Genomic DNA, 19,228 nt, shown 5'->3' with positions numbered 1-19,228 from the left:
CCAGCTCTACTGAGCTGACACGTTTTAACTGTTTAGGATTTATCTATGACTATATCATCGCTAGATAGCGCTACTGTTACTTTACAACAGCTTATAGATGCCAATAAAAGCCAGCAGCAAAAACTGGCTGAGCAGCTTACAGCGATGATAGCAGCATCGATTCAGGAAGCATCCAATCAGGTATGTTCAGGTCAAGCTCAGTCTATTGCCCATATTCCGTTTCAACAATTTCGCTTAGACAATCGCCAATTGGATGCGAATGACGTATTTGTCCTTTTAAAAAGTCAAACAGCCAACCCTCAAAAAAGTCGCGATTATCTACTGCAAGCCGCTGAGCAAGCCGCGTTTATTCTCTCAGAGATTGACCCTAGTATTTTGCTTAGCGAAGCAACAAATCTCTCAAATACCAGTAGTGAACCTAAGACAGATAGTATCGCTAGTATGCAGCAACTAGCAGCATTGCCATGCCCTGTCTTATACGTTTCTAATATCCGCGACTTTTTAGGTAGCTTAATTCAAGCGCGCCTGCAATATCAGCAGCAAGTGACTCTACCGACCGTGGTTGCGGTAACTGGTACTAATGGCAAAACAACCATCAGCCAATTAGTAGCACAGCTTACTCAGTTGATGGGTCAGAGTAGCGCGGTGATGGGTACGGCAGGTAATGGTAGACTTGGCGCTTTGGTGCAAGCCAGCCATACCACGGGCGATGCGTTAGCTGTCCAACAGTTCTTATATCAAATGGGAACGGAGCAGGCAGAAATATTGGCTTTAGAAGCTAGCTCTCATGGGTTGGATCAGCAACGTCTACAAGGGATGCCAGTCACTGTAGCGATTTATACCAATCTGAGTCGTGACCATTTAGACTATCATGCTGATATGGCAGAATATGCTGCTGCCAAAGCAAAGCTGTTTGATAAAGTCCATTTTCCAGATTTGACCCATGCCATTATCAATATCGATGATGAGCACGCTCAGGTTATGTTAGATACGGCAAACGCCAGCGGTTTGACGGTATGGACATACAGTTTGGATTCATCAAAAGCTGCTACTTTTGTTGCCGCTGATATCATACCGAGTCTGCAAGGCGTCCAAATCAACCTGCGTATTGAGTTTGGTAATGAGAGAACTGACAGCATGGAGATTGTTAGTCCATTATTAGGTCGCTTCAATGTAGCCAATTTGCTCGCAGCGATAGCAGCTGTCGTAGCACTCGATGTTGACTTGGCTATGAATATCGAGCGTATTGCGCCTGCTGTTGCACAGTTGCAAGGTGCAGTTGGGCGTATGCAGCGTGTACCATCAAATGATGGCTGCTTTATCGTTGATTATGCACATACTCCAGATGCGCTGAGCCAAGTGCTGGCAAGTTTAAAAACCCACTGTAAAGGTCAGCTATGGGCAGTATTTGGTTGCGGTGGAGATCGTGATGCAGGCAAGCGACCGTTGATGGCGCAAGCAGGTCTGGCAGGTGCTGATCAAGTTGTTTTGACTGCGGATAATCCTCGTACCGAAGACCCCAATGTAATTTTGCAAGATATGCAGGCTGGTATGACAGCTGAGCAATATCAACGAACCCATATCGAGCCTGCCCGCCAAACCGCTATTGAATATGCAGTTAGTTACTCAGGTGTAGATGATATCGTTGTCATCGCAGGCAAAGGTCATGAAACCTATCAAGAGATTAACAACGTTCGTTATGATTTCGATGACAGTGTTGTTTTGCAAAAGGCATTGAGTCAAGCTGGACGTGTGTAGTTAATTGGCTTTCGATACATGTATTAGTAAAAATTGATCATTAAATATAAAAATTAAGTAGTCATCATATAAGGTAATCATTATGACAGCCGACACCGATAATACTGCCCAGTCGCAAGGGCTCTATGTCTGGCAAATGGACAATATGCTCGCAGCGACCACGTCGCTTGATGGGCATTGGCAACTACCACAAGGCCATGCAGCAGAACAGACGGCCTTGTCCAGTAAACGTATAGCCACCGATACCCGTACGATAAAGCCAGGCGATATATTTTTAGCGCTCAGCGGCGATAATTTCGATGGTCACGATTATATCGAGACAGCAATATCAAAAGGCGCTGTTGCCGCTGTCGTCTCGCGTCCTATTTCGTTTTCCGGCTCAAATGCTATTCCGCAATTGGTGGTCAGCGATACCCGTTTGGCGCTAGGTCAATTGGCAGCATATCGTCGTCAGCAGCATACAGATTTAACCGTGATTGCTATTACGGGCTCTAGCGGCAAGACTACTTGCAAAGAAATGCTAGGCAGTATTTTTGGTAGATTGGCACCGACTTTGATCACTCGTGGTAACCTCAATAACGATTTGGGTGTACCAATGATGCTGCTTGAGCTATCAGATCATCATCGTTATGCTATTTTGGAGTTGGGCGCAAACCATATTGGCGAGATTGCTTATACGACTGAAATCGTTCAGCCTGATGTGGCCTGTATCTTAAACATCGGTACAGCGCATTTGGGCGAATTCGGTAGCCGTGAAGGCATCTGCCAAACCAAGGCTGAGATTTACCATACGTTGACGGACGCGCAGTTTGCGATTGTTCCTGATAAGGATGATTTTACCAATCAGCTACGTCGTATCGCTGAAAAGCACACCTCGCATGTGATTGGCTTTGGTAATACGGATGTAAGTGCAAGCCATCTAGACGTAGAGCCTGAACGTAGTGAGTTCAAACTACATATTGGTAACCAAATCCATGATATCAACTTGCCATTGGCAGGTGAACACAATGTCAATAATGCCTTGGCCGCTGCTGCCTGTGCGCATGCGCTAAACATTGAGGTGAGTGATATCGTCATTGGGCTAGAAAATGCGCGCCCTGCTAAAGGTCGTCTAAATAGCCAGATACTTGGTATGCATCGTCTCATTGATGATACTTATAATGCCAACCCTCATTCGGTACGTGCCGCCGCCAAAGTATTGGCCGCGCAAACAGGTACGCAGGTCATGGTACTGGGCGATATCGGTGAGTTAGGCGAGGCGGCCATCAGTGAGCACCAAAGCTTGGGCCGTACTATCGCAACCACAGGTATCAATGTGCTGCTTTGTGTTGGCGAATATGCTCCTTATACCGTCGCGGGTGCGCAAGAGGTATCTGATATCAGTGCTCATGCTTTTGCCGATAAAGACAGTTTATTACAGTATTTACAGCCGTATTTGCAAGCGCAACAAGCTAAGCCTTGTACTGTGTTGTTCAAAGGCTCTCGTTCCATGGGAATGGAAACACTTATTCATGCGCTAGTAGAGGAGTAGGCGGTGTTAGTTTGGTTGTTCGGCTGGCTTGGCCAGTATTATACGCCGTTTTCTGCGGTTTCTTCGTTGACGCTGCGAGCATTGCTTGCCGTTGTTACCGCCCTTGTATTTAGCATGATGTTTGGTGGCCGTGTCATTCGGCACCTACGTTCGCTCAAATATGGTCAGGCCATTCGTAATGATGGGCCTCAGTCACATTTGGCAAAGACTGGTACACCAACCATGGGCGGGGTATTGATCCTCAGTGCGATTGGCATATCGACGCTACTATGGGCACGATTAAACAATCCTTATGTTTGGATTTTACTCGTGGTTATGGTTATCTTTGGTGCCGTAGGTTGGGCTGATGATTGGCTAAAAATTAAGTATAAAGATCCAAAAGGCTTAATCGCTCGCAAAAAGTATTTTTGGCTGTCTATGGGCGCACTGTTTGTCGGTGTATCTTTGTATTATATCGCCACGCTACAACCGGATATCAACACCACGCGTGAGATGCAGGATCTGCTATTGCCAGTATTCAAAGACTGGATGATTCCATTTTCAGCAGTGCCATTTGGTATTGGCTTTATCATCTTTACCTACTTTGTGATTAATGGCGCTTCTAACGCAGTCAATCTAACCGATGGGTTGGATGGTTTGGCGATTTTGCCAGTCGTTCTCGTCGCTGCAGGTTTGGGTGCGATGGCCTATGTATCAGGCGATGTACGCTTTGCTGATTACTTACATGTGCCTTATATTCCTTACAACTCCGAAGTCATCATCGTCTGTGGTTCAATGGTCGGAGCAGGTCTTGGTTTCTTATGGTTCAACGCGCATCCAGCACAAGTATTTATGGGTGATGTTGGCGCACTAGCACTGGGCGCAATGCTAGGTACTATCGCCGTAATGACCCGTCAAGAGATTGCCTTTGCGATTATGGGTGGTTTGTTTGTCGCAGAAGCGTTATCGGTGATGTTGCAAGTTGGCTCGTACAAACTGCGCAAAAAACGCGTCTTCCGTATGGCACCGCTGCATCATCACTTTGAGGAAATTGGCTGGAAAGAAACGCAAGTGGTGGCGAGATTTTGGATTATTGCCATTATCCTTGTCATCCTTGGGCTAATGACGCTAAAACTGCGTTAAGCTATAACCGCCAAATATCTGTATAGATATCAATTTGCAAAACTCTAAAAAGCCGTTTCAATCATGATTGAGACGGCTTTTTATCGCTCAAGGCAGATGAATTTTGTTAAAATGCGAAGCATATTGCTATCAATTTGAGATGCCCGTGTCGTTATTTATTTGTCCACTTTGTCAGTCACCACTACAGCCTACCGCAGATACTTGGCGCTGTGATGGCAGTTTGCACCCCAAACAAACTTCACATCCCTTTGATGTGGCGCGTCAAGGCTATGTCAACTTACTACCAGTACAACAGAAAAAGTCCAAAGCACCTGGGGATAGCCAAGAGTCTATTGATGCGCGTAAACGGTTTTTGAATCATGGTCATTATGCACCGCTCCAAAAGCTAATTAATCAAAAAATGACAGAGTTATTGTCTAACGATGAGTTAATAGATAAGCAAGATAGCAAGCCAGTCAATTGGCTTGATATTGGCTGCGGTGAAGGCTACTACACGCAAGCAATGGCGCAAATGGGATCGGATGTCATAGACACACTGATAGCCGCTGACATCAGTAAGCCTGCAGTGGTTGAGCTGGCCAAAGTCAGTAAACTAGCAGGTCGTCTATGGTATCAGCCGCGCAAAGAAGATACTGCCAAGACGACAGCGGTCTATCCATTAGTGACCAGTGCTGCACATCTACCGTTACGCCCGCACAGTATGATGGGTATTAGCAGTATTTTTAGCCCTATTTTGCCCGAGGCGTTTGATAATATATTGATGGATGGGGGCTATTTAATTATTGCCAAACCTGATGTTGAGCATTTGGCAACGATGCGTGATGCGCTATTTGATGATGTACGTGAGCATGATTCTGATAAATTCTTACAAGAATTGGTACCGTATTTTATGTTGGTTGAGACCTGCCGTGTCAGTACAGAACTGACGTTATCCGCAGAGAATTTGGCTGATTTGATGACGATGACACCTTATGCGTACCGTGCCCGCAGCGAAAAAAGGCAAGCACTATTGGCAGCTGTAAAAACAGCAGCATTTAGCACAGAGGCGAAGTTTGTGGTTTATATTTTGCAGAAAACGTCTGTTTAGCACATTTAGAGCATAGCAGTATGAAGTATTGCTATGCTCGTGTTAAACATTAGCCAACAACTTCACAGTGTCCGTATTTGCATTCGTTATCAACTAGCTAGTCATTCGCTTTTCTATAAATATCCTGTCTACGATGCTTACCGATAAAGCGTAAATACGCTGTCATTTAACCAAACATTACGCCAACACCTAACATGTCTTTAATCGCGCATGCCCTCGTAACAATCGCAACCTTTCTTCAAGTTTCATAAATCTACTTAATACTAGAATCATTTATCATTCTCTTTGTCGATAGAGTAAAGCTTTATCACGATAGTTCATTTAACACTAAATGCATTATCTATAACTACTCTAAATATGAATTCAAAGGAATAAAATGATGAAAAAGATACTAGTTAGTTCGATTTTAGCCGCTACTGCTTGTTTGTCGATGGTGGGTCAAGCCAATGCTGCCCCTAATTTTGATAAGCATCATTCAGCTCAAGTACAGCAACAAAAACACAGCAGCAATAAAGCGAGTAATAACTATAAGCATGCCAAAGCTAAGGCAGCACAGTCACATCACAAAGCGAATGTAGTGGCTGCTAAGCACAAAGCAATAGCCAAAAATGTTCATGCTAAAAACAGCAATACTAAAAACAGCCACGACAAAAACAATCATGACAGAAACAACCACGATCGTCGATCGTAAAAATACAATCCTACCATCCAAAAGTAGCGCCTTAATGAGGCGCTATTTTTTTGTTCTCATATGACGCAATTGAGCGTTACTAGTTGAGCAAATGCTACTGACTGATAAACGTCATTGATTTGGATGTACCGCTTTTATTAGGCTGAGTGAGTGTGACTTTGCTACTCAAAACATCGCCTTTGGCATTGATTTTATAGCATTCTGAAGACGTACCTGCAGCACCAGAAGTCAAAAGTAGATTGCCTGAGGTTTCTATACAGAGCCACGCCGTGTTATTTGTATCTTGTGTGAGCGACCAGTCCTGCTTATAGGTAGCGGTTTTCTGACGCATACTGCTGTCAGCATATACGTTTTCAGTGATGAGCTGATTTGAGTCGCCCACCGTAGCTATCTTAGGGATACTCGTCGTTTGGTTGGCGATTGAATACTCACCCGTACTATCCGTAAAACCATGGAACACCAATGGATTTAGCGTAAAGTAATTGATAGCGACTGACTGATCCGTGATCTGCTGATTCACTGTGTTGATTGTGCTGACTTCTGCGCCTTGTACCATTTTATTATTAAAACGCATGTTGCCTTTAGGGGTGATTTGAATATCTGCGGCTACGTTTTGGCCGCCGACAGTAGCGACCAGTTTTTCACTACGTTGTTTGGTATAGATATTGAGTAAGGCAGTCTCAACTGGATATTGAGTGACTACTTTATCAGAGCTGTTATTTTGATTGGTATTACCTGTTGCCATGCCGCCCATGCCAGTAGCGCAAGCACTCAATCCGAGTCCTGCTACGATACACATTCCTAGTGTTTTCATCGTTGTATCCTTTAGTTTATTTAAATAAATATTACCAATATCTACTATAATCCAATTTTTGGACAATGGCATCTGCCGAGTATCAGTGACTCTATTGTGATTACATTTTTGTACGGTATAGCAATGATGGTAAATATAGATACAAAGCTAGATTGAATGCCACAGGAAAACTCAAAGCCTTTTCGTATAAGGGTCTAGAGATAAAATTAAGCTGATAATAAAACGAATGGTAATAAAGTATCTACTCATTTTATGAGCCACTCTCAACCCATGATATGATTTTTTTAGCTTGGTCAATTAATGTGTTATTAGAGTAGATATATATTTATTAGATTTAAACAACACACGGAATTAAGGCTTAAAAGGAATGTTTCAGACAGCAGTAGAGGATGAGTATAGACTGAAAGTCTTACTGTTAAGCTGTTAAAAGATATAAAGAATATTTAGAGAAGGGTAAAACAAGATAGAAAAACTGAGGTTTTGCTTAAGTAGAATAAGATTGGCGGTGAAGGAGGGATTCGAACCCTCGATACGCTATGAACGTATACACACTTTCCAGGCGTGCGGTTTCAGCCACTCACCCACTTCACCGTTTTTTGAACGCCTAAGTATAGCGGATACCATTTAAAATGTCACGACTTGCGCGCTATCTTTCTTTATTGGCAAGCGCCTGCTAGGATAGCAAGTATGTAACGGCAAGTATAAATGGTTGAAAGTTGAATGATAAGTTTTAGTAGGCTTAAGTACGGATGTAAGAATAGTGCGCTGATGGCAGTATTACTTGTCGCGACAGGTATTACCCAAGCACACGCTGATGATTTGACCCAGTGTAGCCAGTCTTTTTATGGGGGTGTTTATCCTGAATTTACCAATACCAAGCTAAAAAAAGACACACAAGCGCTATGCATGGATGGCTTTGCGGTTATGTATTCAGGAGTATCGCGTACACCGCTTTGGTCAGCAGAGCATCTCGATCGCACACGTCTGCAACAAGCTAAGCAGATCGATCGTGAAGATAGCTTCCACGAAGAGAGTAAACTACCAAAGTCAGCACGAGCCTCATTGTCTGATTATTCAGGTTCTGGCTATGATCGAGGTCATTTGGCACCCAATGCCAATATGGCCAATCGCAGCCAGCAGTATGATAGTTTTAGTTTAGCCAATATTGCCCCGCAGTCACCACGTAACAATCGCTACATTTGGCGTAATATTGAATCTGCCACTCGGTATTTAACGCAGCAATACGGTGAGGTGTATACCATCACGGGTGTGGCATTTACTGATAAAAAAACCAAGCAGCTCGCTAACCGTGTCCTTGTGCCTAGCCATTTCTTCAAAGCTGTATATATCCCAGCAACCAATCAAGCAGGCGTGTATTACGCACCAAATGATGAGTCAGAACGCATCGATGTGATCAGTATCGATGAGCTGACCACTGAGATTGGCATCGATGTATTACCTATGCTAGATAGTCAGTCCAAATCTCAAGCGTTTGATTTACCATTGAAGGCAGGTGAGAGCTCAGATACCCCTGAGGCACCTGTGGAGGAGCCTGAGTGGATGCTATTTGTCTGGGCTATTTTAGAATGGTTAATTGCACAGTTGCAAGCTTAAGCTGAAAGTAAGACCCAAAAATATCCACATTTCGAAAAATATAAAATGTTACTGATAATAAGGATAATCAAATGATTGAGCCATTCGCAAACAACCACCAAAGCATGCAGATAGGCGAGCTGGTTATTGAAAATCAAGAAGACAAGATTGTTATTTATGGTGATATCGATCTAACTTTAGATGCGTCAGGATACGAGCAAGCCCAACAGCTACATGAGCTGTCGGAGAAAATCGTACAAGCATTTGCAGATAAAAATCTATATAGTAAGAACGATGCTAAGTCAAAGGAAAATGATGACCAGTTGGGCAAAGATATCGACAACCCTTTCCTGTAAGTCTTTGATATAGTTTTATTTTTCCAGAAATAATAAAGTATAAAAAAATTACTAGGCAAAACCTAAAAATTGCTTATAATGAGTTAAGACATCGCTTGTGTCGCTCGAATCTTTAACCAAAAGCTTATAAGTTGTCATGGTAACTATCATTGAAAAAGGTCGAAACCGTAAAGCTCGTAATGAAAGGTTCTAGCAAAGGATAAGCATAGGACAACAGAAACATAACGTTTCGCGTAATCATTGTATGAAGGGAGTCAATCTATGAAGTTATTTACAAAGACCACTTTAGCAGTTGCTGGTATTGGTATTGCTAGCATGGCATTCGCCGCTGACCCATTAGCCAACACTACTTGGCAGACATATGATGAAGGCAAGCCAAAAGGTACGGTAAAAATCACTGAGTCAAATGGTGTGTTGACCGGTACTCTTATTGCTACTAACTCAGCTAAAGGCAAAAAGCACGTTGGTACGACCATTATTAAAGGTCTAAAAGCTGACGGTGGTGGTAAATATAGTGGTGGTACGATTACTGACCCTGAAAAAGGCAAAGACTATCGTATGACTGCAAGCTTAAGCGGCAACACATTGAAGCTAAAAGGCTATATCGGACCATTCTCTCGTAGCCAAGAGTGGAAAAAGAAATAAACTAAAAAACTAGTTTCAGCGTAATACATAAAATCCCGCGTTACCGAAAGGTCTCGCGGGATTTTTTACGTTTTAGATTTAAGCTTATGGCTTCAACAGGGGAGAACTTTAAACACTAAAATTATAAACGCCGATACTACAGTGGGTAGTATCAGCGCATTTAACATCAATCTTTAGCTTACTTGAAAGGAGCTTATCTTATAAATTCTGGGTAAGCTTCCATACCACATTCTGCAATATCAGCACCTTCGTATTCGTCTTCTTCAGAGATACGTAGACCGATAACTAGCTTGATGATAGACCAAACCACTAGGCTGGCAATGAATACCCAAGCAAAGATGGTTGCAGCACCCACAATCTGACCGATAAAGGTAGATGCTGGGTTAGTAATAGGTACAATTAGCAGACCAAATAGACCGACCACACCATGAACTGAGATTGCACCAACTGGATCATCAATTTTGATTTTGTCTAAGGCTAAAATAGATAGCACTACAATAATACCGGCGATAACACCAAAAATAGTGGCTTGTAATGCAGAAGGAGTTGAAGGCTCAGCAGTAATGGCAACTAGACCTGCTAGTACACCGTTTAGAAGCATGGTTAGATCCGCTTTACCAAAGATGATGCGGGCTAAGATTAAGGCACCGACAGCACCGCCAGCAGCAGCAGCATTAGTGTTCAAGAATACCATTGCAACAGCATTAGCACTAGCGATGTCGCCTAATTTAAGCACTGAACCACCGTTGAAACCGAACCAACCCATCCACAAGATTAGTGTACCGAGTGCCGCTAATGGTAGGTTGGCACCAGGAATAGCACGTATCTCGCCATTAGGGCCATATTTACCTTTACGTGAGCCTAAGAGCAATACACCTGCTAGAGCTGCTGCAGCACCGGCCATATGTACAATACCAGAGCCTGCAAAGTCAGAGAAGCCCATGTCGCCTAGGTTAAATAGACCAAAGACATCGTTGCCGCCCCATGTCCAGCTACCTTCTAGTGGGTAGATAACACCAGTCATGACTACAGCAAACAATAAGAATGACCACAGTTTCATACGCTCAGCAACGGCACCTGATACGATTGACATACAGGTCGCTACAAAGACGACTTGGAAGAAAAAGTCTGATGCGGCAGAGTAGACAGAGTCGCCACCGAAGCCATTTTCAGCAGAGGCTGCTAGAGCGTCTTCTACTAACGTATCACCGCCTGCAATTCCGCTTAAGAATAGGTCGCCACCATACATAATCGCATAGCCGCATACCATATACATGATACTAGCTGTTGCAAATAGTGCGACGTTTTTGGTTAAGATTTCGACTGTATTTTTTGATCGGACCAGTCCGGCCTCTAACATAGTGAAGCCTGCTGCCATCCACATGACCAACGCACCACATATCAAAAAGTAAAACGTATCGAGCGCATATTGGAGCTCAAAGATTTGACTTTCCATTTAAATTCCCCCTTGAATTTATAATATAGATATCGGCATTACCGATAGATAAAAATGCTGTAAGAGTCTGTACCTATAAGTTTATGCCCGTAGGTAGGTCTTCAAATTTAGATAGCGTCAGGTCCCGTTTCACCCGTACGGATGCGGATAACTTGCTCAAGTGCAGTGACGAAAATCTTGCCATCACCAATCTTACCAGTGCTAGCGATACGAGTGATTGCCTCGATAGCAGGCTCAACCATCTCGTCGATCACAGCGACTTCGACTTTTACTTTAGGTAAAAAGTCCACCACGTATTCTGCGCCGCGATAGAGCTCTGTATGACCTTTTTGACGACCGAAACCTTTGACTTCAGTGACAGTGACACCTTTAACACCGATGTCGGAAAGCGCTTCACGCACGTCGTCGAGCTTAAACGGTTTTAAGATCGCAGTGATTAGCTTCATAAAAAATTCCTTATTTGTGTGATGCCGCAGATTGATAGAAGTACTATGATGCATCATCATATCTCTGCCTTGCTTACTGTAAGTTATTCAAGAACTATGCCAACCTACTCAAGGGGGGAGGTAGAATTGGTATTGTTCATTAAAAAGTAATGACAGTAGTAACATAGAATATGGGCTACGATGCAACGATTAGAGCCATTGCTACAAGCATAATAAAGGTGAATCAATCTTTAGCGTTTGGTTAACGAAAACTTTATTATAACCAACTTTTTGAGTGCTTGGGGAGGCTATCCCTTTATTTCATGTGACGATTTGCTAACTTGAGTTTGGTCGTTAGCTTGGCCTTTTCATGCAAGCGTATCAAAGATGAATGGCGAGAAGGTAGAGAGAAAGTAGAGATAAGCGATAGAGCCTAACATAGTAGTTAGACCCCTGTGCTTGGGTAGATAAAGGGTTTGGGCGTGTTTATATATAAGTCGCTATGCTTTAGGAAAAAGTAAATAAGGGGTTTTTGTGCTGACCAATAGCTTTTTTGTATCGCTACCTTGTAGTAATTCGCGTAGACGAGATTGGCCAAAAGCCCCAGTCATAAGTAAACCGATATCATGCTGGTTTTGATAGTAGTTCAAAGCTGCCGCGACATCACGGCAATCCAGCAATGTCTTTTTGGATTTGATGCCCGCCTGTTTGAGTTTGGCATAGGCTTCACGCAACGCATCACAGTTATCAGAAGTTTCCTTGCCAACCATCACAATATGAACCGTTAGTGCACGCACCAGTGGCGTTTTACACAGCCAGTTTAGTAGTTTATGGCACGTTGGACTGTTATCAAACGCAAATAAAGCGGTAGTAGGGGGCAAAAATGGTGCATGTGTCACCAAAATGGGGCAGTGACTGACTCGAATAAGTTGGCTTAATGTTGATTTGCAAGTGACATGATGCCCTATAACGATCAATTGTGCTTGGTCATCGACGTAATCAATGCTCTGATTGAGGTTCTCATGACGATGCAGTGTATATGTCTTTAGCTTATGGCGTTGCTGCTCACAATACGAGGTTGCTTGAGATAACAGCAATCGCCCCTGTGCTTTTAGCTCACAGTTACTCAGATGCTCTTTGGATGTGAACTGTTCGAGCAAAGCATTTTCGTCATCAATATTGAGGCAACCAGAATAATTAATAGCGGCTTTTTGCTGCAAGCTTGGCATCGAGTGCAATAAGCCAACAGGCGCGCGCAGGCGAATAGAAGCCCACATACTGGCCTCTAGTACCGCTTGAACATGATCAGGACAGTCCAAGCAAGCAATCACACTATCTGGTTTTAAATTACTCATAAAACGACCACATCATTTTAATAATAAAAATCTGCTATCTCAGTTTAGGGTTGGCGTATGAAAAATACATCCAACCCTTTTACCAATATAACTGTCTATTAATATCCGATACATCAGCCATGGACTAATAATATAGCCACATGGCAACCGCGTAGATTCGCTTAGCAGTTTTGCTTAGTCTAACAAGCCAATGTCTCGGCGGTCATGAACAGAGAAGCGATCAATCAGTGTTCGACTCGCATTGTTGAGTCCTACCACTTTGACATCAATGCCTTCACGTTGCAAGCGCATCACTAGCTTGTCTAAGGTATCAACAGCGCTGACATCCCAAAAATGTGCTTGGCTCACATCAATCTGAATACTATCTACAGCTTCTTTGGTATCGAAACTATGCAAGAACTGGGTGGTAGAGGCAAAGAATACCTGCCCTTGAACATAATAGTAGCGGGTATTGCTGCTGTCATCATATTCACTAAAAATGGTTAAGAACTGACCAATTTTGTTAGCAAATGCTAAGGCAGATAGTAAGACACCTACGCCGACACCGTAAGCTAAGTTGTGAGTAAAGACGGTAGTCAGTACAGTCGCTAGCATGACAATATTGAACGACATTGGATGCGTTTTAAACTCGCGAATAGACTGCCAATTAAACGTACCAATTGATACCATAATCATGACTGCAACTAGGGCTGCCATTGGAATTTGACTGACCCATTCACTTAAGAACACAACCATAATCAGAAGGACAACACCAGCCATCAAAGTAGACAGACGCGTACGACCACCCGATTTGACGTTGATCATTGATTGGCCAATCATCGCACAGCCTGCCATACCGCCAAAGAAACCTGATACGACATTAGCCATACCTTGACCACGACACTCTTTGTTTTTATCACTCGGTGTATCGGTCAATTCATCGACGATCGTTGCTGTCATCATAGACTCTAAAAGACCAACGATGGCAAGCGCGATAGAGTATGGCGCAATAATCAGCAAGGTATTTAGGTTTAACGGAATATCAGGTAACAAGAATACTGGTAATGAATCTGGCAAGTCACCCATGCTGCCAACGTTGCGAATATCGAGATTCATATACATTGCAACAGCGGTCAAACCTACAATACAAATAAGCGGCGAAGGAACGATGCGACCGATTTTAGGAATAAGTGGAAACAGATAAATAATCGCCAAACCAGCTGCCGTCATGATATAAACGGTCATACCAACACGCTCAGTCATTGGGTTCAGTTCTGGTAATTGCGCAGCAAAAATCAATATTGCTAGGGCGTTGACGAAACCGATAACCACTGAGCGGGAGACAAAGCGCATCAGGTTACCAAGCTTTAGAATGCCCATCACGACCTGAATGGCACCGCAAAGCAAAGTTGCGGCAAGCAAATATTGCAGACCGTGGTCAGCAACTAGATCAACCATGACCAGTGCCATAGCGCCAGTCGCTGCCGAAATCATACCCGGACGGCCACCGACAAAACTGATCACTACGGCGATACAAAATGAGGCGTATAAGCCAACCTTTGGATCAACACCAGCGATAATAGAAAAAGCAATGGCTTCTGGAATAAGGGCTAGGGCTACAACCAAACCCGATAAAACGTCACCGCGAACATTGGAAAACCACTCGTCACGCAAGTTATCAATAAAAGATGTCATAAGTAAACTACATAGGGTTAGAGGCAAAAAAAGTAATCATTACTCATTTATAAAATGATCGCGTCGCTAATAATAGCTATTCATTTTTCTTTTACTTCAACATGCACTAGGTCATGTTGCTGTGTTGGATTGTGGGAAACTAATAACCAAGATATCTAACTAATAACCGAGGTATCTACTGATTTTTTTGGTATCAAAAATACGCTCATCAATAATCAATACGATGATATGGGCAGTAAATTACCTAAAAATATTTTTTAAAAGATTGCTTAAAATAGGCAACTAGATAGATGTACCTACAATAATATATAGAGTCAGCAATCACTTGCTGTAGTAGAAGGTGATATATCACTCGTCAAATTATCAAAATTGTCTGATACACCCTTATCACAACAAGAATCGTTGATGAAGAGGCGTGACAATCGCGCGATAAATGTGACAACATGCTAAACTAAAATGCTTGAGCAATGTGCTCAGCAAAATACTGATAAATATTAATCAAGCTGACTATTATAGCATTAGCCACTTAATATAAAAACAGGCGAATAATAGCATAAACTCATAAAAAATCAGTACCGAAATCTGAACGATGGCGTTAAGATGCTGCATATCTTAGCAGCGCAGATTAGAGTCGCTATACAGCAGGTTTATTTGATACAACTTTTCTCGTTTATATAGAAGGAATAGATATGACCACTAATACAGCAACAGAAGCCTTACTTCATAAGGGTAGTGGTCTACAAGTCGTGGTGGGTTTGGGGCAGTCTGGATTGTCAGTCGCGCATTATCTGGCCAAGCAAGGCTATCAAGTCGCAGTCACTGATGCTCAAGTTACCCCTAAATTGGCCGATCAATTGCCAGCCGAGATAGATATTCGTCAGTTTGGTGAGATAGATGCCGATTTATTGCAACAAGCCGCACGTATTATTATTAGCCCAGGTATTTCTCTTGAAACTGCCGCTGTGGCTGTTGCTCGCCAAGCTAATATTCCTGTAGTCAGTGATATTCAACTGTTCTGTGAAGCGTGTACCGCACCCATCGTAGCGATTACAGGCTCTAACGCTAAAAGTACGGTCACTACGTTAGTTGGTCAAATGGCGGCAGATGCTGGCATTAATGTGGGTGTCGGCGGCAATATCGGTGTACCCGCTTTAACATTGCTAGATAATCCTGATATGGAACTTGCGGTACTTGAGCTGTCTAGCTTTCAGTTAGAAACCGTCACTAACTTGGGCGCAAAAGTAGCGACTGTGCTCAATATGTCGCCTGATCATTTAGATCGTCATGGAGACATGCTTGGCTATCATCAAGCCAAACACCGTATATTCCAAGGTGCCAAGTCGGTGATGATTAACCGTGAAGATGCGCTCACTCGTCCATTGGTCGCGGACAATCTACCGAGAATTAGTACGGGTATTCATGCCCCTGATAAAGGTCAGTATGGTCTTATTACCGACACAGAGGGCCAAACTTATCTTGCTCGTGGTACAGAACGATTACTGTCGGCAGACAAACTGTTGATTAAAGGTCGTCATAATCTACTGAATGCGCAAGCGGCTTTGGCCATTGGCGAGCTGGCAGGATTACCGCTAGAGAGTATGCTAACCACTTTGCAGCAGTTCACAGGTCTTGAGCACCGTTGCCAATATGTGGCTAACGCTGCTGGTATTGATTATTTCAATGATTCTAAAGGCACCAATATTGGTTCGACCATAGCCGCTATTGAAGGCTTGGGTGCAGTCTATGCGCCAAAAGACGGTAAGCTATTATTGATCTTAGGTGGGCAAGGCAAAGGGCAACAGTTTGGTGAATTAACGCCTTTTATCAATCAATATGTGAGCCAAGTCTTGTTTATTGGTGAGGATGGTCAGCAGATTGAACAACATCTCAGAGCTGCGAAATTGAGTGATGATGTCGCACTACATCAGTGTCAGACACTAGAGAATGCCTTTGCGACTATTCAACAAGTCACTACCAGTAGTTTATCGCAAGTACAAGCTGTATTGCTGTCACCCGCTTGTGCTAGCTTTGACCAATATAGTGGTTATGCGGCTCGCGGTGAACACTTTAGCCAACTGGTCAATCAATTAGACACCGCACAATCAGAAGCTTGATAGGTAGTCGAATATATTAAGCAGCTATATAGGTTGGCATAGCAGATGTCTATTCTCTAGCAACAGCCAGTATTTTCTGGATAAATGATTGTTTTGCTTATAGATTGCTGCTACTGTCAAGCATATAATCCTGATTACTAAAATAGGTGCTAGCTAAGGCGTTTGCCGAGGGTTACAGGTTTCCTATCACCATCTATTTAGTACGATTTATTTTATGATTTTTTAAACGGTGGCGTTTCATAGACGCCGTGTTTTTTCGTTTGTTAGTGTATATAAAATTATGGCGCTCTCTTCTTTTTTTCGTTCCTCGCCCCAAACCAAGCAAACCTCTGGCTCAGACGGTGTTCTGTCTATGCCCTCAGCGCGCGCAATTTTATTATCGAGCGTCGGCTGTATGATGGTGCTTAGTCTGCTGATGGTTGCTTCTGCTTCTATTCCTTTTGCGCTTAGCCGCGGTATGACCGAGCTGTATTTTTTCAAAAATCAGCTGTTGTATATGACGATTGGCTTAATTGTTGCGGTCATTCCTTATTATGGCGTGTCTTTACGCACCCTATATAAGACCGAGACCCAGTTTGCTTTGTTAGGCATCACAGGGCTATTACTTGTTGCCACACTGTTTAGCACACCAATTAATGGTTCTAAGCGCTGGCTTACGGTAGGCGGTTTTAACTTTCAGGTAGCTGAGTTGGCCAAACTGGTCATGATTGTGTTTGTATCTGACTTTGTGGTGCGCCGATCTTTTGAAGTTCGTAATGGCCTAGATGGTTTCTTACGAATTATGTTGGTAGTGGCGCTGATAACGATACTACTATTGTCGCAGCCAGATTTTGGTTCTTTTGTCGTCATTATTGGTACGCTGTTCGCGATTTTTTATATCGCTGGGGCACCTTACAAGCACTTCTTAGCATTGGGTGCTGCTGCTATCGGTGGGGCGGTATTGATGGTGACTACGGCAGAGTACCGACTAGTGCGTGTGATGTCGTTTATGGATCCATTTGACGATGTACAAGATACTGATTATCAGTTGGCGCGTAGTTTAATCGCCTTTGGCCGTGGCCAGTTCACGGGTGTCGGCTATGGCGAAAGTGTACAGAAACTGTCGCATTTGCCTGAGGCGCATACGGATTTTTTATTAGCCATTACGGGTGAAGAGTTGGGGTTCGTCGGTGTCAGCATGGTACTGATACTTGAAGCGCTGATCATCGGTAGTGCGATGCGTATCAGCTACAATGCGCTGAAACGTCGTCAAATGCGCATGAGCTATACTGCTTTCGGAATCGGTGTAGTATTTATTGCCCAGACGATTATTAACGCTGCGATGAATATGGGTGCTATTCCAACCAAAGGTCTCACTATGCCGTTCTTTAGTTATGGTGGATCGTCTATGTTGATTAGCTTGGTTATGGTTGCGCTATTATTAAAGATATATAAAGAAAGCCCTGAAATCGAGAAAAGCCAATGCCGTTATTACTAATAGGCTTTGCCTATAATTGGCTGAGTGTCATGTAACTTTAAGATTTCGGTAAATCATGCCCAGTACGATTGGCATCAAAGCGTCACAAATGGTGGCGCTTTTTATTGTCTATTTATAGCTTTTGAACTCTTATCAGTAGGACAAGTTTAACTGTTGCTTGCCTTGTAACGGGGAGTTATCCCATTGAGCAATGGCTTGTTTGAGCATGTTTTCTGGGGTATCAATATCGACCTTTGCTTGCTGCAGTAGCGATAGTGCTTCAGCAATAAGTTGGCTCGGGTCTGATGTGTCGATGGGTTGAGCAAGATTTTGCTTAGAGAGTTTTTGGCCATCGGCATTATTAATCAATGGCAGATGATACCATTGGTCAATAGTGGGTAGGCGGGCTGCTTGCATGATACCGATTTGCGCGGTCGTCATAGGTAGAATATCAAGGCCACGCATGATATGAGTAACCTGCTGTAGACCATCATCGAGGCTGGCCGCCAGTATATAGTTAATCATGCCATCCTGACGACGAGCGACCATATCGCCTAACGTCTGTTGCGGATTATCCCACTGCAATCCCTGAATACCGTCATTGAAGCCAATCCGATAGTCTGGTAGCTGAATACGTAGCTTATGTTGCTGTCTATCAAGGTCAGATGCCACACAGCGACGTGGATAGCGCTGCCGATTTGGCTGTACTTGGTCAATTGATGAAACTTGTTCGTCTAACGATGTCTGGTCGGTCAGCGCAGCTAAGCTAGCACGACTATGGTTTCTACTTATCTCTTCTTGTACCCAGTACTGTTCTAAGTCCTTACGGGAACATTGGCAGCCATAGGTCAATGGTCGCAGGTATGATGATAGATAATCATTATAGATATCAATGCGCTCAGACTGATAAATAACATCACCATCCCAATGCAATCCAAGTGCCTCAAGATCCATCAAAATTTGCTCAGTGAACTGTCTATCACAGCGTTCAGTATCGGTATCTTCCATACGTAAAAGCCACTTACCACCGATTGATTTGATATGGCAAAAGCTGGCAAGCGCGGTGGTTAGAGAGCCAAGATGTAACTCACCCGTTGGTGAAGGCGCAAAGCGACCAATGGGCTGTGATGGTGGCGTTTGAGTCGGCATGG

General features: G+C 43.4%; 16 protein-coding genes and 1 tRNA gene. 10 read left to right on the top strand and 7 right to left on the bottom strand.

Annotated features, from left to right (window positions below; genetic code table 11):
- Positions 1-45 precede the first annotated feature (45 nt).
- The 5 genes from SJY28_RS02875 to SJY28_RS02855 all read left to right on the top strand — a co-directional run bounded on the left by SJY28_RS02875 (position 46) and on the right by SJY28_RS02855 (position 6,189).
- Complete coding sequence (locus tag SJY28_RS02875) at positions 46-1,758, top strand: UDP-N-acetylmuramoyl-L-alanyl-D-glutamate--2,6-diaminopimelate ligase (RefSeq protein WP_379543359.1); 1,713 nt, start codon at positions 46-48, stop codon at positions 1,756-1,758.
- Between the two features lie 82 nt (positions 1,759-1,840).
- Positions 1,841-3,289: a UDP-N-acetylmuramoyl-tripeptide--D-alanyl-D-alanine ligase gene (murF, locus tag SJY28_RS02870; RefSeq protein WP_379543358.1), complete on the top strand. Its 1,449-nt coding sequence runs from the start codon at positions 1,841-1,843 to the stop codon at positions 3,287-3,289.
- A 3-nt stretch (positions 3,290-3,292) separates the two neighbouring features.
- Complete coding sequence (gene mraY, locus SJY28_RS02865; protein ID WP_101205970.1) at positions 3,293-4,411, top strand: phospho-N-acetylmuramoyl-pentapeptide-transferase; 1,119 nt, start codon at positions 3,293-3,295, stop codon at positions 4,409-4,411.
- 139 nt (positions 4,412-4,550) lie between these two features.
- A complete protein-coding gene (locus SJY28_RS02860) occupies positions 4,551-5,498 on the top strand; it encodes a putative RNA methyltransferase (protein WP_379544905.1) in 948 nt (315 codons plus the stop codon).
- Positions 5,499-5,877: 379 nt separating this feature from the next.
- Positions 5,878-6,189, top strand: a complete 312-nt coding sequence (locus tag SJY28_RS02855) for a hypothetical protein (RefSeq protein WP_379543357.1) — start codon at positions 5,878-5,880, stop codon at positions 6,187-6,189.
- A 94-nt stretch (positions 6,190-6,283) separates the two neighbouring features.
- Here SJY28_RS02855 and SJY28_RS02850 read toward each other — a convergent pair whose 3' ends face one another.
- Positions 6,284-7,003: a hypothetical protein gene (locus tag SJY28_RS02850; protein ID WP_379543356.1), complete on the bottom strand. Its 720-nt coding sequence runs from the start codon at positions 7,001-7,003 to the stop codon at positions 6,284-6,286.
- A gap of 500 nt (positions 7,004-7,503) precedes the next feature.
- Positions 7,504-7,594, bottom strand: a tRNA-Ser gene (locus SJY28_RS02845).
- A gap of 177 nt (positions 7,595-7,771) precedes the next feature.
- Between SJY28_RS02845 and SJY28_RS02840 the strand changes: the two genes are divergently transcribed.
- The 3 genes from SJY28_RS02840 (at position 7,772) to SJY28_RS02830 (ending at position 9,597) form a co-directional block, all read left to right on the top strand.
- Positions 7,772-8,617, top strand: a complete 846-nt coding sequence (locus tag SJY28_RS02840; RefSeq protein WP_201548412.1) for a DNA/RNA non-specific endonuclease — start codon at positions 7,772-7,774, stop codon at positions 8,615-8,617.
- A 71-nt stretch (positions 8,618-8,688) separates the two neighbouring features.
- Complete coding sequence (locus SJY28_RS02835) at positions 8,689-8,952, top strand: hypothetical protein (RefSeq protein ID WP_379543355.1); 264 nt, start codon at positions 8,689-8,691, stop codon at positions 8,950-8,952.
- A gap of 261 nt (positions 8,953-9,213) precedes the next feature.
- Positions 9,214-9,597 carry a DUF2147 domain-containing protein gene (locus SJY28_RS02830; protein ID WP_101205965.1) on the top strand — a complete coding sequence of 128 codons (384 nt, stop codon included), beginning with the start codon at positions 9,214-9,216 and terminating at the stop codon, positions 9,595-9,597.
- A 193-nt stretch (positions 9,598-9,790) separates the two neighbouring features.
- Here SJY28_RS02830 and SJY28_RS02825 read toward each other — a convergent pair whose 3' ends face one another.
- The 4 genes from SJY28_RS02825 to SJY28_RS02810 all read right to left on the bottom strand — a co-directional run bounded on the left by SJY28_RS02825 (position 9,791) and on the right by SJY28_RS02810 (position 14,507).
- Positions 9,791-11,053, bottom strand: coding sequence for an ammonium transporter (locus SJY28_RS02825; RefSeq protein ID WP_101205964.1), 1,263 nt, complete (start codon positions 11,051-11,053; stop codon positions 9,791-9,793).
- A gap of 107 nt (positions 11,054-11,160) precedes the next feature.
- Positions 11,161-11,499, bottom strand: coding sequence for a P-II family nitrogen regulator (locus SJY28_RS02820; RefSeq protein WP_010197981.1), 339 nt, complete (start codon positions 11,497-11,499; stop codon positions 11,161-11,163).
- A gap of 479 nt (positions 11,500-11,978) precedes the next feature.
- Positions 11,979-12,833, bottom strand: coding sequence for a universal stress protein (locus SJY28_RS02815; protein ID WP_102092102.1), 855 nt, complete (start codon positions 12,831-12,833; stop codon positions 11,979-11,981).
- Between the two features lie 174 nt (positions 12,834-13,007).
- On the bottom strand, positions 13,008-14,507 hold the full coding sequence (locus SJY28_RS02810; RefSeq protein WP_057762027.1) for a SulP family inorganic anion transporter: 1,500 nt from the start codon (positions 14,505-14,507) through the stop codon (positions 13,008-13,010).
- Between the two features lie 689 nt (positions 14,508-15,196).
- Between SJY28_RS02810 and murD the strand changes: the two genes are divergently transcribed.
- Entirely contained in the window at positions 15,197-16,621 is a 1,425-nt protein-coding gene (murD, locus tag SJY28_RS02805; protein WP_379543354.1) for a UDP-N-acetylmuramoyl-L-alanine--D-glutamate ligase, read from the top strand.
- 280 nt (positions 16,622-16,901) lie between these two features.
- Entirely contained in the window at positions 16,902-18,098 is a 1,197-nt protein-coding gene (locus tag SJY28_RS02800) for an FtsW/RodA/SpoVE family cell cycle protein (RefSeq protein ID WP_179799106.1), read from the top strand.
- Between the two features lie 132 nt (positions 18,099-18,230).
- On the opposite strand, the gene gluQRS is transcribed toward SJY28_RS02800, so the two are convergent.
- Entirely contained in the window at positions 18,231-19,226 is a 996-nt protein-coding gene (gene gluQRS / locus SJY28_RS02795; protein WP_379543353.1) for a tRNA glutamyl-Q(34) synthetase GluQRS, read from the bottom strand.
- Positions 19,227-19,228: the final 2 nt, after the last annotated feature.

It is taken from the genome of Psychrobacter sp. R86515, from assembly GCF_042466315.1.
Taxonomy (GTDB): domain Bacteria; phylum Pseudomonadota; class Gammaproteobacteria; order Pseudomonadales; family Moraxellaceae; genus Psychrobacter.
The sequence above is the reverse complement of the archived record's forward strand: the minus strand, read 5'-3'. Positions and strand labels throughout refer to the sequence as shown.

Coding starts and splice junctions, on each gene's coding strand:
- SJY28_RS02820 (WP_010197981.1), bottom strand. CDS start 11,499: ATGAAGCTAATCACTGCGATCTTAAAACCGTTTAAGCTCGACGACGTG.
- SJY28_RS02875 (WP_379543359.1), top strand. CDS start 46: ATGACTATATCATCGCTAGATAGCGCTACTGTTACTTTACAACAGCTT.
- SJY28_RS02860 (WP_379544905.1), top strand. CDS start 4,551: ATGCCCGTGTCGTTATTTATTTGTCCACTTTGTCAGTCACCACTACAG.
- SJY28_RS02830 (WP_101205965.1), top strand. CDS start 9,214: ATGAAGTTATTTACAAAGACCACTTTAGCAGTTGCTGGTATTGGTATT.
- SJY28_RS02825 (WP_101205964.1), bottom strand. CDS start 11,053: ATGGAAAGTCAAATCTTTGAGCTCCAATATGCGCTCGATACGTTTTAC.
- murF (WP_379543358.1), top strand. CDS start 1,841: ATGACAGCCGACACCGATAATACTGCCCAGTCGCAAGGGCTCTATGTC.
- SJY28_RS02810 (WP_057762027.1), bottom strand. CDS start 14,507: ATGACATCTTTTATTGATAACTTGCGTGACGAGTGGTTTTCCAATGTT.
- SJY28_RS02855 (WP_379543357.1), top strand. CDS start 5,878: ATGAAAAAGATACTAGTTAGTTCGATTTTAGCCGCTACTGCTTGTTTG.
- SJY28_RS02840 (WP_201548412.1), top strand. CDS start 7,772: ATGGCAGTATTACTTGTCGCGACAGGTATTACCCAAGCACACGCTGAT.
- murD (WP_379543354.1), top strand. CDS start 15,197: ATGACCACTAATACAGCAACAGAAGCCTTACTTCATAAGGGTAGTGGT.
- SJY28_RS02835 (WP_379543355.1), top strand. CDS start 8,689: ATGATTGAGCCATTCGCAAACAACCACCAAAGCATGCAGATAGGCGAG.
- SJY28_RS02850 (WP_379543356.1), bottom strand. CDS start 7,003: ATGAAAACACTAGGAATGTGTATCGTAGCAGGACTCGGATTGAGTGCT.
- SJY28_RS02815 (WP_102092102.1), bottom strand. CDS start 12,833: ATGAGTAATTTAAAACCAGATAGTGTGATTGCTTGCTTGGACTGTCCT.
- SJY28_RS02800 (WP_179799106.1), top strand. CDS start 16,902: ATGGCGCTCTCTTCTTTTTTTCGTTCCTCGCCCCAAACCAAGCAAACC.
- gluQRS (WP_379543353.1), bottom strand. CDS start 19,226: ATGCCGACTCAAACGCCACCATCACAGCCCATTGGTCGCTTTGCGCCT.